14 protein-coding genes and 2 tRNA genes are annotated in these 14,046 nt (G+C 64.9%); 5 read left to right on the forward strand and 11 right to left on the reverse strand.

The features are described 5' to 3' along the window. Positions 1–220: 220 nt before the first annotated feature. Together fdxA and AC1ZQA_RS11260 are read left to right on the forward strand one after the other, a co-directional pair. The gene (gene fdxA, locus AC1ZQA_RS11255) at positions 221–544 is read left to right on the forward strand and encodes a ferredoxin FdxA (RefSeq protein ID WP_482676990.1); all 324 of its coding nucleotides are present in this window, start codon (positions 221–223) and stop codon (positions 542–544) included. Positions 545–613: 69 nt separating this feature from the next. Then, entirely contained in the window at positions 614–1,717 is a 1,104-nt protein-coding gene (locus tag AC1ZQA_RS11260; protein WP_482679317.1) for an NAD(P)/FAD-dependent oxidoreductase, read from the forward strand. A 93-nt stretch (positions 1,718–1,810) separates the two neighbouring features. Here AC1ZQA_RS11260 and AC1ZQA_RS11265 read toward each other — a convergent pair whose 3' ends face one another. Genes AC1ZQA_RS11265 through AC1ZQA_RS11280 form a run of 4 tightly spaced genes read right to left on the reverse strand, consistent with a single transcriptional unit; the run spans position 1,811 to position 5,835 of the window. Next, positions 1,811–2,617, reverse strand: coding sequence for a DUF4197 domain-containing protein (locus AC1ZQA_RS11265; protein ID WP_482676991.1), 807 nt, complete (start codon positions 2,615–2,617; stop codon positions 1,811–1,813). Between the two features lie 20 nt (positions 2,618–2,637). Continuing rightward, entirely contained in the window at positions 2,638–4,473 is a 1,836-nt protein-coding gene (gene tfpB, locus AC1ZQA_RS11270; RefSeq protein ID WP_482676992.1) for a type IV pilus assembly ATPase TfpB, read from the reverse strand. Positions 4,474–4,509: 36 nt separating this feature from the next. Beyond that, a complete protein-coding gene (locus AC1ZQA_RS11275) occupies positions 4,510–5,295 on the reverse strand; it encodes a class I SAM-dependent methyltransferase (RefSeq protein ID WP_482676993.1) in 786 nt (261 codons plus the stop codon). A gap of 6 nt (positions 5,296–5,301) precedes the next feature. Beyond that, positions 5,302–5,835, reverse strand: a complete 534-nt coding sequence (locus AC1ZQA_RS11280; protein WP_482676994.1) for a DNA-deoxyinosine glycosylase — start codon at positions 5,833–5,835, stop codon at positions 5,302–5,304. 89 nt (positions 5,836–5,924) lie between these two features. Between AC1ZQA_RS11280 and AC1ZQA_RS11285 the strand changes: the two genes are divergently transcribed. The 3 genes from AC1ZQA_RS11285 (at position 5,925) to trmB (ending at position 7,110) form a co-directional block, all read left to right on the forward strand. Continuing rightward, a tRNA-Gly gene (locus AC1ZQA_RS11285) sits at positions 5,925–5,998 on the forward strand. 71 nt (positions 5,999–6,069) lie between these two features. Then, on the forward strand, positions 6,070–6,300 hold the full coding sequence (locus AC1ZQA_RS11290; protein WP_482676995.1) for a hypothetical protein: 231 nt from the start codon (positions 6,070–6,072) through the stop codon (positions 6,298–6,300). A 99-nt stretch (positions 6,301–6,399) separates the two neighbouring features. After that, complete coding sequence (gene trmB / locus AC1ZQA_RS11295; protein WP_482676996.1) at positions 6,400–7,110, forward strand: tRNA (guanosine(46)-N7)-methyltransferase TrmB; 711 nt, start codon at positions 6,400–6,402, stop codon at positions 7,108–7,110. A gap of 34 nt (positions 7,111–7,144) precedes the next feature. On the opposite strand, the gene AC1ZQA_RS11300 is transcribed toward trmB, so the two are convergent. From AC1ZQA_RS11300 to cysS, 7 genes are all read right to left on the reverse strand, one after another. Beyond that, positions 7,145–7,993 carry an undecaprenyl-diphosphate phosphatase gene (locus AC1ZQA_RS11300; protein ID WP_482676997.1) on the reverse strand — a complete coding sequence of 283 codons (849 nt, stop codon included), beginning with the start codon at positions 7,991–7,993 and terminating at the stop codon, positions 7,145–7,147. Positions 7,994–8,234: 241 nt separating this feature from the next. After that, positions 8,235–8,325, reverse strand: a tRNA-Ser gene (locus AC1ZQA_RS11305). Between the two features lie 99 nt (positions 8,326–8,424). After that, positions 8,425–9,678, reverse strand: a complete 1,254-nt coding sequence (locus AC1ZQA_RS11310; protein ID WP_482676998.1) for an aspartate kinase — start codon at positions 9,676–9,678, stop codon at positions 8,425–8,427. Positions 9,679–9,758: 80 nt separating this feature from the next. Then, the gene (gene tilS / locus AC1ZQA_RS11315) at positions 9,759–10,748 is read right to left on the reverse strand and encodes a tRNA lysidine(34) synthetase TilS (RefSeq protein ID WP_482676999.1); all 990 of its coding nucleotides are present in this window, start codon (positions 10,746–10,748) and stop codon (positions 9,759–9,761) included. 29 nt (positions 10,749–10,777) lie between these two features. After that, positions 10,778–11,755: an acetyl-CoA carboxylase carboxyltransferase subunit alpha gene (locus AC1ZQA_RS11320; protein ID WP_482677000.1), complete on the reverse strand. Its 978-nt coding sequence runs from the start codon at positions 11,753–11,755 to the stop codon at positions 10,778–10,780. 111 nt (positions 11,756–11,866) lie between these two features. Further along, positions 11,867–12,532, reverse strand: coding sequence for a DNA-3-methyladenine glycosylase family protein (locus AC1ZQA_RS11325; RefSeq protein WP_482677001.1), 666 nt, complete (start codon positions 12,530–12,532; stop codon positions 11,867–11,869). Then, on the reverse strand, positions 12,529–13,911 hold the full coding sequence (gene cysS, locus AC1ZQA_RS11330; protein ID WP_482677002.1) for a cysteine--tRNA ligase: 1,383 nt from the start codon (positions 13,909–13,911) through the stop codon (positions 12,529–12,531). Before cysS ends, AC1ZQA_RS11325 begins: the two co-directional genes overlap by 4 nt. Between the last annotated feature and the right edge of the window lie 135 nt (positions 13,912–14,046).

Genomic DNA, 14,046 nt, shown 5'->3' on the forward strand with positions numbered 1-14,046 from the left:
TCAGCCAGGGGCAAGGCGTCCAGCCTTGCCCCTGGCCTCCGCCTTGCATCCATCCCCGCCTGGGGGCAACGCGGGTGCACCAATAGCGTGAACAGGCCCTAGGCGGACACGGTGGCTTTTTTTGCGACCGCCACGGCGGCAAGCGGGTTTTGACCTGACGCAGACCGACCGAAGCGTCGACAGTTAAAATTCGACGTTTTTGATCCTTCAAGCCCGTCCCATGACTTTCGTCGTTACCGAAAACTGCATTCGCTGCAAATACACCGACTGTGTCGATGTCTGTCCGGTGGACTGCTTTCGCGAAGGCCCGAACTTTCTCGTGATCGATCCGGACGAATGCATCGATTGCGCGGTCTGCGTGCCCGAGTGTCCCGCCAACGCCATCTATGCCGAGGAGGACGTTCCGGGGGATCAGCAAGCCTTCATCAAGCTCAACGCCGAACTCTCGCGCCAGTGGCCCAGCATCACCAAGCGCAAACCCGCCCCGGACGATGCGGACGAATGGAAGGACAAGCCGGACAAGATGCAGTACCTGCAGCGCTGACCATCGCGCTTGCATCGTGAATCCAGCGGCACGCCGCCCCGTTCTTTCCCCTTTGCCTTTTCCATCCGCATGGACATGTTCGACGCTTCTCCCGCCCCGCAGGCCAGCACGGTCGCAACAGACATCATCGAGACAGATGCCGTCATCATCGGCGCGGGCCCGGTTGGGCTGTTCCAGGTCTTCGAGCTCGGGCTGCTCGAAATCAAGGCCCACGTCATCGACACCCTCGCCCACCCCGGCGGGCAATGCGTGGAGCTTTACCCAGACAAACCGATCTACGACATTCCTGCCGTGCCCGTCTGCACGGGGCAGGAACTGACCGACAACCTGCTCAAGCAGATCGAGCCCTTTGGCGCAACATTGCATCTCGGCCAGGAAGTCACCACCCTGGAACCCCAAGCGGATGGTCGCTTCCTGGTGGAAACCACAAAGTCCACCCGACTGCTGACCAAGACCGTGTTCATCGCAGCCGGTGTGGGCTCCTTCCAGCCACGCACCCTCAAGGTGGATGGGCTGGAGAAATTCGAAGGCAGCCAGTTGTTCTACCGCGTGCGCAATCCAGAGCAGTTCGCAGACAAGAACCTGGTCATCGTCGGCGGTGGCGACTCGGCCCTCGACTGGGCGCTGCATTTCGTGCAGACCACGGAGCACCGTCCAGAAAGCGTCACCCTCATCCATCGCCGCGACGGGTTCCGTGCGGCCCCGGCCTCGGTCGCACAGATGCACGCCCTGTGCGAGCAACACGAGATGCAATTTCTCGTCGGCCAGGTCACTGGCTATGAAGAAAACGCCGAAGGTCGTCTGCACATGATCAAGGTCACCGGCAACGATGGCATCACCCGCCGCCTGCCGCTTGACATGCTGCTTGTGTTCTTTGGCCTGTCGCCAAAACTCGGCCCAATTGCCGATTGGGGACTGGAGATCGAACGCAAGCAACTCGTCGTCGATACCGAAAGATTCCAGACCAGCATCCCCGGCATCTTTGCCGTTGGCGACATCAATACCTATCCCGGGAAAAAGAAACTCATCCTGTCGGGCTTCCACGAGGCGGCTCTGGCCGCTTTCGGTGCAGCGCCCTTCATCTTCCCGGAAAAGAAAATCCACCTCCAGTACACCACCACCAGCCCCAAGCTGCACAAGGTGCTCGGGGTGGAAACCCCACAGTTCGACTGAAGCTCGATTGCCGGGCGCCGGTCATTGACCTGCCTTGACCGGCGCACCGCATCAGCGGGCGTGTGTGCCGGGCATGCGGCAGGCCTGCCGCCATCACTGCCCCAATGCCGCCCCGAACACCTTGCCCAGGAGCTTGCTTCCGGTGCCCACAGGGTCGGTGCGAATGGCTTTTTCCTGTTCGCCGATGGCTTGGTATAGGCGATCGAGCGCCTGCTGGGTGACGTATTGCTGGATGCTGGCCTGGTCGGTCTTGATCAGGCCGAACTGCGCGGCCTGTCCAGCGAACTGGTTGTAGGTCTGGGCGAGGCCGACCTTGTCGGTGGCCCGGGCGACGATGGGCAGGAATTTCTGCGTGAGAGGCGCTTCGGTCTTGCGCTTGAAATAGTCGGTTGCAGCCTCGTCGCCCCCGGTGAGGATGCCCTTGGCGTCCTGCACGCTCATGCTCTTGACCGCGCCGACCAGCAGCGTCTTCGCCTCGGGCACGGCGGCTTCGGCGGCGCGGTTGATCGCCAGATCGAGCTGGTCGGCCTGCGCGCCCAAGCCGGCCATGCGCATCAGGCCGCTGGCCTTCTCGATTGCGGGCGGCAGGGGGATGCGCCACTTGGCATTGCCGTAAAAGCCGTTCTCGCGGCCGAGTTCCTTCACCGCGATGTCGGCGCCGCGCGACAGCGCTTCCTTGAGCCCCTGATCGACCTCGCCGGTGCTCAGCGCCGCAACTGCCGCATTCACCCCGCCGGAGGCCGCGCCGCCGCCCTGCGGCGTGGTCTGCTGTGCGGGCGCCTGCGCCGCGCCAAGCGCACCGCTGAGCTGGTTGGTGAGATTGCCGAGATCGAAGGCCAGCGCGGGAGCGGCAGCGCTCAGGGACAACAGGGTGACAAGGGCAAGTCTGCGGGGTTTCATCGGCGGCTCCTGATGGGTGGTCAACGTTGCGGATCGGGGGTGGCGCGCAGCACTTCGTCGAGGGTGGTGATGCCTTCGGCCACCTTGATGGCCCCGGCCAGGCGCAGCGGGCGCATGCCGTCCTTGATCGCCTGCGCGCGCAACGGCGCCAGCTCCGGGCTGCGCACCAGCAGCGCGCGCAACGCCTCGCTGCAGCTGAGCAGCTCGTACAGCCCGACGCGGCCCAGATACCCGGTGTTGCGGCATTCCACGCACCCCACTGGGCGGTAAGGCCGCACTTCGGACTGCGGCTTCCACGGCGCGACCGCGGCGCGAAACGCCTCCTGGTCGAAGGTGTCGTCGGGCTGCTTGCAATGCGGGCACAAGGTGCGCACCAGGCGCTGCGCCAGCACGCCCAGCAGCGTGGCGCTCGCAAGGTAGGACGGCACGCCGAGTTCGAGCAGGCGGGTGATGCTCGACGGCGCGTCGTTGGTATGCAGGGTGGAGAGCACCAGATGCCCGGTGAGCGCGGCCTGCACCGCCATGTCGGCGGTTTCGCGGTCGCGGATTTCGCCAACCATGATGATGTCCGGGTCCTGACGCATCAGCGCGCGCAGTCCTTCGGCAAAGCCGAGGTCGATGGCGGGCTGCACCTGCATCTGGTTGAACGCGGGTTCGACCATCTCGATCGGGTCTTCCACGGTGCAGACGTTGACCTCCTCGGTGGCCAGGCGCTTGAGGGTGGAATACAGCGTCGTGGTCTTGCCGCTGCCGGTCGGCCCGGTGACCAGGATGACGCCGTTGGGCTGATTGGTCAGGCGCTGCCAGTCGCGCGCCTCCTGCTGCGGAAAGCCCAGCGCGGGCATGTCGCGCACCACCACGTCGGGGTCGAAAATGCGCATCACCAGCTTTTCGCCGAACGCCGTGGGCATGGTGGCCAGACGCAGTTCCACCTCGTCGCCGCTGGGCCTGCGGGTCTTGATGCGGCCATCCTGCGGGCGGCGCTTTTCCACCACGTCCATGCGGCCGAGCAGCTTGACCCGGCTGGTCATCGCGCCCATCACCGAGCCGGGCACCTGATAGACCGTGTGCAGTACGCCGTCGATGCGAAAGCGGATCACCCCCATGTCGCGCCGCGGCTCCAGGTGAATGTCGGAGGCCCGCTGCTCGAAGGCGTATTGCCACAGCCAGTCGACCACCTGCACCACCCCGGCGTCGTTGGCATCGAGCGCCTTGCCGCTGCGGCCAAGTTCCACCAGTTGCTCGAACTGGTTGACGCCGCCGGTGCTGCCGTTTTTCTGCGCATGCTTGACCGAGCGCGCGAGGTTGAAGAACTCCACCGTGTAGCGGGTGATGTCCGCCGGGCTGGCCACCACCAGCTTGATGGGTCGGCGCAGCATGCGCTCCATCTCGGGCACCCAGCCGCGATCGAACGGCTCGCAGGTGGCAATGGTCACTTCGCTCGGCCCGGCGGCCACCGGCAGGATGCGGTGGCGCTCGGCGTAACTGGTGGACATGAGATCGCCGATCTTGCTGATCTCGACCTTGAGCGGATCGACGCGCAGATACGGCAGCCCGGCGCGCTGCGCCAGCCATTCGGTAAGCACATCCAGATCGAGACTGCGGCTGTCACTCAGACGCTTGAGCCCGGCCAGCGCCACCCGCTGCAGCGGATGCAGCTTGCCGCTGGCATGTGCGCAACGCTCCCAGCCGTAGCGACCGCTGGCGGCGTCGATCAGGCCGTCGGCCTCCAGCCACTGCAACAGCTCGCGCCAATCCAGCCGCCCTTGCGCTGCGGGCGGCGCGGTCTGTGCAGCGCGCGCATGGGGCACGTTGAGCGGGTCTGCGGGGCGGGAGGAAGTGCGTGGGGCGTCCATCAGGCCGAGTGTAGGGCAGGCCCCTGCCGCGCCGGATCAACGCGCCGGACGCAGGCGCTTGAGCAACCGCGCCCAGCGCCGCGCGGGCAAGCCACCGGTGCGCTCGGCCACGGCGTCGGCGCGCTCCAGCAACTGCGCGCGCGTGGGCAGCGGACTCTGCGACGCATCGCGCAGGGCGATGGCGATGAGATTGCCGTCACGGTTGGGCGGCAGCTGCCAGACGCTGTCACCGGGCTGGTCGAACGCGGCACTGATGCGCTGCAGATTGCGCTCCAGAACCCGCACATTGCCCGGTCCGCTGAACAGATTGACCACCATCGCACCCTGCTCTGCCAGCACTCGGCGGCAGTCGGCGTAAAACGCCGCGGATTCGAGCGCGGGTGCAGCGGCCTGCTCGTCGTACATGTCCACATGCAGCACAACGGCTCGGCCCGCGTTGGCCGGGTCGGCGGCATACACACCGGCGTCCATGCACAGCACCTGCAGCTTGGCATCGGGCGCGGGCAGCGCAAACCAGCGATGCGCCGCCAGAATGACGCCTGGGTTCAACTCCACCGCCACACAGGGCATGCGCAGCCGCTTGCGCAGGAACTTGGTGATCGCCGCCGCACCCAGGCCGAGCTGCACCGCCGTGCCGCCACGCCAGGCCTTGTCCGGCAGCAGCAGCATCCACGCCATCATGCGCTGCACATAGTCCAGCTCGATGTCGTTGGGGCGCGCAATGCGCATGCTGCCCTGAATCCAGGGCGTGCCCAGGTGCAGATGGCGCACGCCGTCCTCTTCGGACAGGGTGGGAGCGGGGAATGTGGGTGTGCGGGGCATATCGAATCAGATGAGGTTTGCTGCAAGAAAGGCCTCGCGCCATGCGGCGCGCTTGCGCTCCAGGCTCCAGCTCGCATTGGCCGGGCTGGTGGACGGCAGGCGGCGCACCTCGACGCCAAGGCTGCGGGTGATGCGCATCGCACGGGCGGATTCGCCACCGTTGTGCGCGATGAGCCGCAGAGCGGGCAGACGCACAATCAGCCCCGGCAGATCGTTGGGCTGCGCATCAACGATGGCGCTGTCCAGACTGCCCGCACGGCGGCATTGGGCATACACATCCCAGATACCCAGGCCGCGCTCGCGCACCACTTCGATGCGCTGCGGGTAGGGCAAACGCATCAGGTCCAGACCGAACAGATCGCCGACGAGGGGCCAGAACTGATTGCGTGGATGCGCGTAGTACTGCTGCGCCTGCAGCGATGCCTGCCCGGGAAAGCTGCCCAGCACCAGCAGGCGACAGCCTGGATGCACGATCGGCGCCAGCCCGCGCAACACCGGTGCGGCCAGATGAACGGAATCGGAATGTGACGGACAAGGCATGTCGCCATTGTCGCTTCTGTCCGGGGCGCGCTCGCAGCGCAACGCAGGCGCGTGGCCCGCCTGCCTATAATCCAAAAATTTGGCACACTGCGGGTGTAGTTCAATGGCAGAACGGCAGCTTCCCAAGCTGCATACGAGGGTTCGATTCCCTTCACCCGCTCCAGCCCATCGCTCGGCACCGTTTGTGCAGCGCTCCCCCTCCGGGGCAAGACACTGAGTTTCTTCGCGTTTGAAGTGTCCAAGGTGCTGATGCTGCTGGCGCTCATCGTGTTTGTCGTCGGGGTGATCCAGACCTGCTTGACCCCAGAGAAGATGTGGGCCATCCTGGCCGACAAGCGCCAGGACGTGGGCAATGTGCTGGCGGCATCTCTGTACACTTTCTCTCGTGGTCGCCCGTCCTCCTTGAGCGGGGGGGGGGGAAACGAACCCCGCCTTGATTTTTTCGCGGGGTATTGCCTGGGGTAACTGGCGGCATGACGACATGCCAAATGCCCCATGAAACGATCGCTCCCTTCGATTCCCTTCAACTCAACATCCTTCCGGCGCGTGCCAGATTCTTTCGCCATGACGGCAGACCTCCCACCCGATGACTCCGACCGCGCCGCGCTTCGCAATCGCGGCATCCGCAGCTTTGTGCTGCGCGCCGGTCGCACCACCGAGGCGCAGCGCCGCGCGCTGGCCGAACTGGGTCCGCGCTGGATCGTGCCGTATGCCGATGCCGCGATGGATTGGCCCGCCGTGTTCGGCCGCGCTGCGCCGATGGTGCTCGAGGTCGGCTTCGGCATGGGAGATGCCACGGCGCAGATCGCAGCCTGCAGGCCCGAGACCGATTTCATCGGTGTGGAAGTCCACCCACCCGGCGTGGGCGCGCTGCTTGCGCGCATCGAAGATGCGCAGCTCACCAATCTGCGCATCGTGCAGCACGACGCGGTGCAGGTGTTGCAGCACATGATCGCGCCACACAGTCTGGCCGGGCTGCACATCTACTTTCCCGATCCCTGGCCGAAAAAGCGTCACCACAAGCGTCGGCTGATCCAGCCGGAGTTCGTGCGACTTGCGGTCAGTCGGCTGCGGCCTGGCGGCTATCTGCACAGCGCGACCGACTGGCAACCTTATGCCGAGCACATGCTCGAGGTGCTGCGCGCCGACCCCGGGCTGACCAATACTGCAGCAGACTACGCTCCGCGCCCAAGCTGGCGCCCGGTCAGCAAGTTCGAGCGCCGCGGCCTGAACCTCGGCCACGGCGTGTGGGATCTGTTGTTCACCGCGCGGTAAGGCGTCTTCCCCCAGGCGCCTTTCCCCGGCGCACTCACCCCGACCAGTTCACCCAGCCGCCCCAGGCGGTGACCAGCACCAGCGCTCCGAACACCAGCCGGTACCACGCAAATGGCACGAAGCTGTGGCCACCCACATAGCGAAGCAGCCAACGCACCACCATCAAGGCCGAGACGAAAGCCACTGCCATGCCCAGGCCGAAGGTGGGCAGGTCGCTCAGGCTGAGCAGGGCGCGGTGTTTGACCAGGTCGTACACAGTCGCGGCCAAGAGGGTGGGAATGGCGAGGAAGAAGGAAAACTCGGTGGCCGCAGCGCGGCTCAGGCCAAACAACATGCCGCCGATGATCGACGCCCCCGAGCGACTGGTGCCCGGGATGAGGGCAAACGCCTGTGCGAGGCCGACCTTGAGCGCATCGGCCGCGCGCATGTCGTCCACCTGGTGGATCCGCACATGCTGCGCCGAGCGCTTCTGCCAGGCCTCGGCCCAGAGAATCACCAACCCGCCGATGATGAAGGCCAGTGCCACTGGCACCGGCGCGAACAGCCAGCGCTTGATCGCACTGGCGAACAGCAGTCCCAAGAGGGCCGCCGGAAGGAAGCCGATGAGCACATTGGCGGCAAAGCGCCAGGCGGTGTTGCGGCGCGCGGCATCGCTTGCCCCCAGTCCGGCAAGCACCTCGCCGATGCGCGCGCGGTAGTGCCACATCACAGCCAGAATCGCCCCGCTCTGGATGGCGATCTCGAACACCTTGGCCTTGTCGCTGACCCAGCCCAGCAGACTGCCGGCGAGAATGAGATGTCCGGTGGAGGAAATGGGCAGGAACTCGGTGATGCCCTCGACCAGTCCGAGTATGACCACCACGATGGCGGAATGCGCGTCCATGCTGACCCTTGTGACAAAAAGTTGCGATTATCCGCGCACTCGATGTCACTGCAAGTCAGCGTCGTCTGCTCAGACATGGGTACACCCCTATGGATGCGGCCTGCAAACAAAATCAAAGCGCATGGCGGACGCGACCTGTGGACAATTCGTTCATCTCCACATGCGAGTGAGACCGCAGGCAAGGCCGCACTTGACAAAAAAAGAAAAAAGCCCATGAAATCATGGGCTTGAATAGAGAACTTGGCGGAGACGAAGGGATTCGAACCCTTGATGCGCTTTTGGCGCATACTCCCTTAGCAGGGGAGCACCTTCGGCCACTCGGTCACGTCTCCGTTGCTCCCGGCAATCCGTTTTGGGGACGCCATCAGCAAAGTCCGCAATTATTACATGCAATGCGCTGTTGCTGCCCTTTTTGTAAAAACTTTGGGCGCTCAGGCTGTTTGTTCCAGGTCGAATGCCTTGTGCAGGGAGCGCACGGCGAGTTCCATGTACTTTTCGTCGATCACCACCGAGACCTTGATTTCCGAGGTGGAGATCATCTGAATGTTGATCCCCTCTTCTGACAGCGTGCGGAACATCTTGCTGGCCACACCTGCGTGCGAGCGCATGCCCATGCCGACGATGGAGACCTTGCAGACTTTCGGATCGCCCAGGATTTCCTTGGCACCGATGTGCGCCTGTACGGTGGTCTTGAGAATGTCGAGGGCGCGGGCGTAGTCGCCGCGGCCGACGGTGAAGGTGAAATCGGTGAAGCCGGCCACGCTCTGGTTTTGCAGAATCATGTCGACTTCGATGTTGGCGTCGCCCACGGCGCTGAGAATCTGATAGGCGATGCCTGGACGGTCGGGCACACCGACCACGATGATCTTGGCTTCGTCGCGGGCAAAGGCGATGCCCGATACCACGGCTTGTTCCATGTTGTCGTCTTCCTCGAAGGTGATGAGTGTGCCGCTGCGCGATTCCTGGTCCAGCGGAAGGTCCCAGGGGGTCAGGCTGGAGAGCACGCGCAGGCGCACCTTGTACTTGCCGGCGAATTCCACCGAGCGGATCTGCAGCACCTTGGAGCCCAGGCTGGCCATTTCCAGCATTTCCTCGAAGGTGATGGTGTCCAGCCGACGGGCTTCGGGAACGATGCGCGGGTCGGTGGTGTAAACGCCATCGACATCGGTATAGATCTGGCATTCATCGGCCTGCAGCGCTGCCGCCAGCGCCACGCCCGAGGTGTCCGAGCCGCCACGCCCCAGGGTGGTGATGTTGCCGTTCGCATCCACGCCCTGAAAACCAGCCACCACGGGCACGATGCCCTGCGCCAGATCGGCCTTGAGCTTGGCAGAGTCGATGGATTCGATGCGCGCCTTGGTGAATGCGCTGTCTGTATGCACCGCGATCTGTGCGCCGGTATAGCTGCGCGCCTTGTGGCCCAGCGCTTGCAGCGCCATGGACAGCAGACCGATGGTGACCTGCTCGCCGGTGGAGGCGACCACGTCGAGTTCGCGCGGGTCCGGGTGAGGCTGGATGTCTTTGGCCAGTGCGATCAGGCGATTGGTTTCGCCCGACATGGCCGACACCACCACCACCACCTGATGCCCGGCTTCGTGCCACTTGGCCACGCGGCGGGCGACGTTCTTGATCCGTTCGGCCGACCCCACCGAGGTGCCGCCGTATTTCTGGACGATGAGTGCCATGAGAAATGCGTTCGAGAGCTGCGAAGTCGACATCACCCGGCGCACGGCGCGCCTGGTTGCCTCGCAGAAAGCCAGACATTCTATGTTCTCGGGCGAACGGGATCCCTCGGGTGAAAAACCAGTAACCTCCCCTGGCGCCGCACAACACCCAGTGGCAACTGCAGTTCCAGGTGATGCGCCCCCTGTGCCGAGCGCAGAACCTGGCGCACCAACTCATCGGTGCGGGCCCGGTCCAGTCGCTGGCCCCGCAGGCGAAGCCACAGGCGCAACGCCTCGCTGAGCCGCTCTGCGCCCAGCGATCGCAAGGCGGCGAGATCAAGGCCATTGGGGACGGCGCACCGCCGCAAATCGTCCGACGCACGCCATTGCATCTGCGCATCTGCGGCGGCGCAGAGCGCGGCGGTTCGGCCGAGGGTCTGCCGGTAGGCGGGTTCGAGTTGCGCGATCACCGGCAACAGCTCGGCGCGAATGCGACTGCGGCGAAAGGCCGGGTCGACATTCATTGGATCGCGCAGAAAGGCCACACCCTGCGCAGTCAGCCAGGCGCGCAGTTCCGCGCTGCCGCAGTCGAGCAAGGGCCGTACAAACAGAACCCCGTGGCGCAGCATGCGAGCGGGCATCGCTGCCAGGCCGCGTGGCCCTGCGCCGCGCAGCAGCGCGAGCAACACCGACTCTGCCTGATCATCGCCATGCTGCGCCAGCAACACCACCGTGCAGCGCTGCTGCCGCGCCAGTTCTGCAAGCGCCAGGTAACGTGCATCTCGCGCCTGCTCCTCCACACTCTGCCCACGGCCCACATCGACCGATACCTGGGCCTCGGCGCAAGGCAACTGCTGCGCTGCACAGAACCGTGCGCAATGGGCCGCAAACACCGGGGCGCTGGGCTGCAGGCCGTGATTCACATGGAGGGCAATCAGCCGCTGGCGACCCCAGAAGGATCGGGCTGCCAGCAGCAAGGCGGTGGAATCCGCGCCGCCGCTGAAGGCCAGACCGATGCGCCCAGCGGACGCGATGTCCGGGTGTTGCGCCGCGAAACGCTGCAGCGCCGCAAGCGCAGGATTGCTCAGCACGGCGCGTGACGACGCTGCGTGCCGGACGGTCAGCGGCCCGCGGCCTTGGTGTCTTCGAATTTGCCGAAGCTCTGAAGACGCTCAAGCCGTTGCTGCACCAGATCGGCAGGCTTGGTGTGCAGAAAATGCCGCAGCGACTCGCCCAGCGCCCGCTTGAGCGACGCGGCCATGGCGGCGGGGTCGCGATGCGCACCACCCACAGGCTCGTTGACGATCTTGTCCACCAGACCCAGGGCCTTGAGCCGATGCGCGGTGAGGCCCAGCGCCTCGGCGGCTTCGGGAGCGCGCTCGGCGCTTTTCCACAGAATGGAGGCGCAGCCTTCCGGCGAGATCACCGAATAAATGGAGTACTGCAACATCAGCAACTGGTCACACACGGCAATGGCCAGCGCCCCGCCCGATCCCCCTTCGCCAATGATGGTGGAGATGATGGGCACCTGCAGTTGCGCCATTTCGTAGATGTTGCGGCCGATGGCCTCGCTCTGGCTGCGCTCCTCGGCATCAATGCCGGGATAGGCGCCAGGGGTGTCGACAAAGGTGAAGATGGGCAGGTGGAATTTTTCCGCCAGTTTCATCAGCCGCAGTGCCTTGCGGTAGCCCTCGGGCTTGGGCATGCCGAAATTGCGCAGGGCGCGCTCCTTGGTGTCGCGCCCTTTCTGGTGGCCGATCACCATGCAGGCCTGCCCACCCAGCCGCGCCAGACCGCCGACGATGGAGAGGTCATCGGCAAACGCGCGGTCACCATGCAGCTCATGAAAGTCGGTGAAGATCAGGCCGGCGTAGTCGAGGGTGTAGGGCCGCTGGGCATGCCGTGCGATCTGTGTGGTCTGCCAGGGGGTGAGCTTGGAATAGAGGTCCTTGGTGAGTTGCAGGCTCTTCTTCTGCAGGCGCCCGATTTCCTCGGAGATGTCGACGGCGGATTCGTCCTGCACATAGCGCAGCTCGTCGATCTTGTTCTCCAGTTCGGCAACAGGCTGCTCGAAATCGAGAAAGATTTTTTTGCTCATATTCACCTCGAAATTGGGTCTGGCCGGGGTCGCTCTCAGGGAAACGCGGGGCCTCCTCGGGTTTCCTTGACTCCCACGGGAAGCGAATCGGCGAGTCGACCCCGGGGGCACTCAGTACTCGACGGGCACCGGGTCCAGACTGCGCCAAATATACCAAGTCCCCACCGAACGCCAAGGCGCCCAGGCCGCCGCCACCTCGCGCACCTCGCTTTGGGTGACTGGCTCTCCGGCGAAGTAGGTCTGGCTCACGCCCTTGATCAGACCCAGATCGCCCAGCGGCAGCACATCCGGGCGCATGAGGTGAAAGATCAGGAACATGTCCGCGGTCCAGCGGCCAATGCCGCGGATGGTCAGCAGCTCGGCGGCGATGGCCTCGTCGGGCATGTCCTGCCAGTTGTCCGGATGCACCTCCCCGGCGTGGAATTTCGCCGCCAGATCGCGCACATAGCCAACCTTGCGAGCCGACAGCCCGCAGGCGCGCAGGGCCTCTTCCTCAACCTCCAGCAAGTGACGCGGCGCGACCTGCGGAACGGCGGCGCACAGCCGGTCCCACACGGTTTGTGCCGCCTTGACGGAAATCTGCTGGCCGATGATGGAGCGCGCCAGGGTTTGAAACGGATCGCCCCGGCTCTGCAGCCGCGTTCCTGCGTGGGTCTTGATGAGCTTGCGCATCACGCGATCGGTGCGCTGCAAATGGCTGCACGCCTTGTCCCAGTCGAGAGCCAGGACAGCGGCGGAAGCCGTTGCCCCCTCTCTGGAACGCACGGTCGCCTTCACGCCGCTCTCCACACCGTCACCCCGCCCGGCTTGTCTTCGAGCACGATGCCCTTGGCGGCGAGCTCGGCGCGGATGCGGTCGGCTTCGGCGAAGTTGCGCGCCTGCTTGGCGGCGGCGCGGGCCTGGACTTGCTGCTCGACCCAGGCGGCATCCACCGCTGCCGCCTTGCTTTGCAGGAACTCGCGCGGGCGTTGCTGCAGCAAGCCGAGCAAGCCCCCCAGATTCTTGAGCAAGGCGGCGAGCGTGGCGTCACCGGTCTTGTTGATGTCGGTGGTCAGCTCGAACAGCACGGCCATGGCTTCCGGGGTGTTGAGATCGTCGTTCATCGCCGCGGCGAAGGCCTGCGCACGCGGATGGTTCCAGTCGATGCCCGGGGGCAGGTCGGAAAACGGATCGAGCGCGGTGTACAGCCGGGTCAGCGCGGCATGCGCGTCCTGCAGATGCTCGTCGCTGTAGTTCAGCGGGCTGCGGTAGTGCGCCCGCACGATGAACAGCCGCACGGTCTCGGCGTCCACATGCCGGAGGATGTCTCGGATGGTGAAAAAGTTGCCCAGCGACTTGGACATCTTCTCGCCGTCCACCCGCACGAAACCGTTGTGCAGCCAGACATTGGCCATGGGCTTGCCGTGTGCGCCCTCGCTCTGCGCAATTTCGTTTTCGTGATGCGGGAATTGCAGGTCGGCGCCGCCGCCGTGGATGTCGAAGGTTTCGCCCAGCAGCGCGCAGCTCATCGCCGAGCATTCGATATGCCAGCCCGGGCGGCCCGGGCCATCGGCCGAGGGCCATTTCACCTCGTCCGGCTCGGTCGGCTTGGCGGCCTTCCACAGCACGAAGTCCAGCGGGTCTTGCTTGGCGGCATCCACCTCGACCCGTTCGCCGGCGCGCAATTCATCGAGCGACTTGCCGGAGAGCTTGCCGTAGCCCGAAAAGGCGCGCACGTGAAAGTTCACATCGCCCGCGCTGTCGCGATAGGCCAGTCCACGCGCCTTGAGCTTGCCGATGAGGTCGAGCATCTGCGGCACATAGTCGGTGGCGCGCGGCTCATGCGTGGGACGCTCGACCCCCAGCGCGTCGGCATCCTCGTGCATCGCGGCAATGAAGCGGTCGGTCAGTGCACGGATGGTCTCGCCGTTGTCCTGCGCGCGGCGAATGATTTTGTCGTCGATATCGGTGATGTTGCGCACATAGGTCACCCGCAGCCCCTGCGCCCGCAGCCAGCGCTGCAGCAGGTCGAACACCACGATCACCCGCGCATGCCCGATGTGACAATAGTCGTACACGGTCATGCCGCAGACATACATGCGGACATGACCGGGTTCGATGGGCACAAAGCGGTCTTTCCCGCGCGTCAGGGTATTGTGAAGGTGCAACGCAGTCATGGGAGTGTGTTTGGGAACATCAGCTTGTGCGCAGGCGCGCGGTGTCCCCGGATAAAATCAAAAACTTAGCACAAGCAGCCACTTTCCGGCTTGATCCGCCGCGAATTGAGTCCGCCCCGCGCAACGCCATTGAGC

It is taken from the genome of Thiomonas sp. DCM-2 (genome assembly GCF_056820905.1).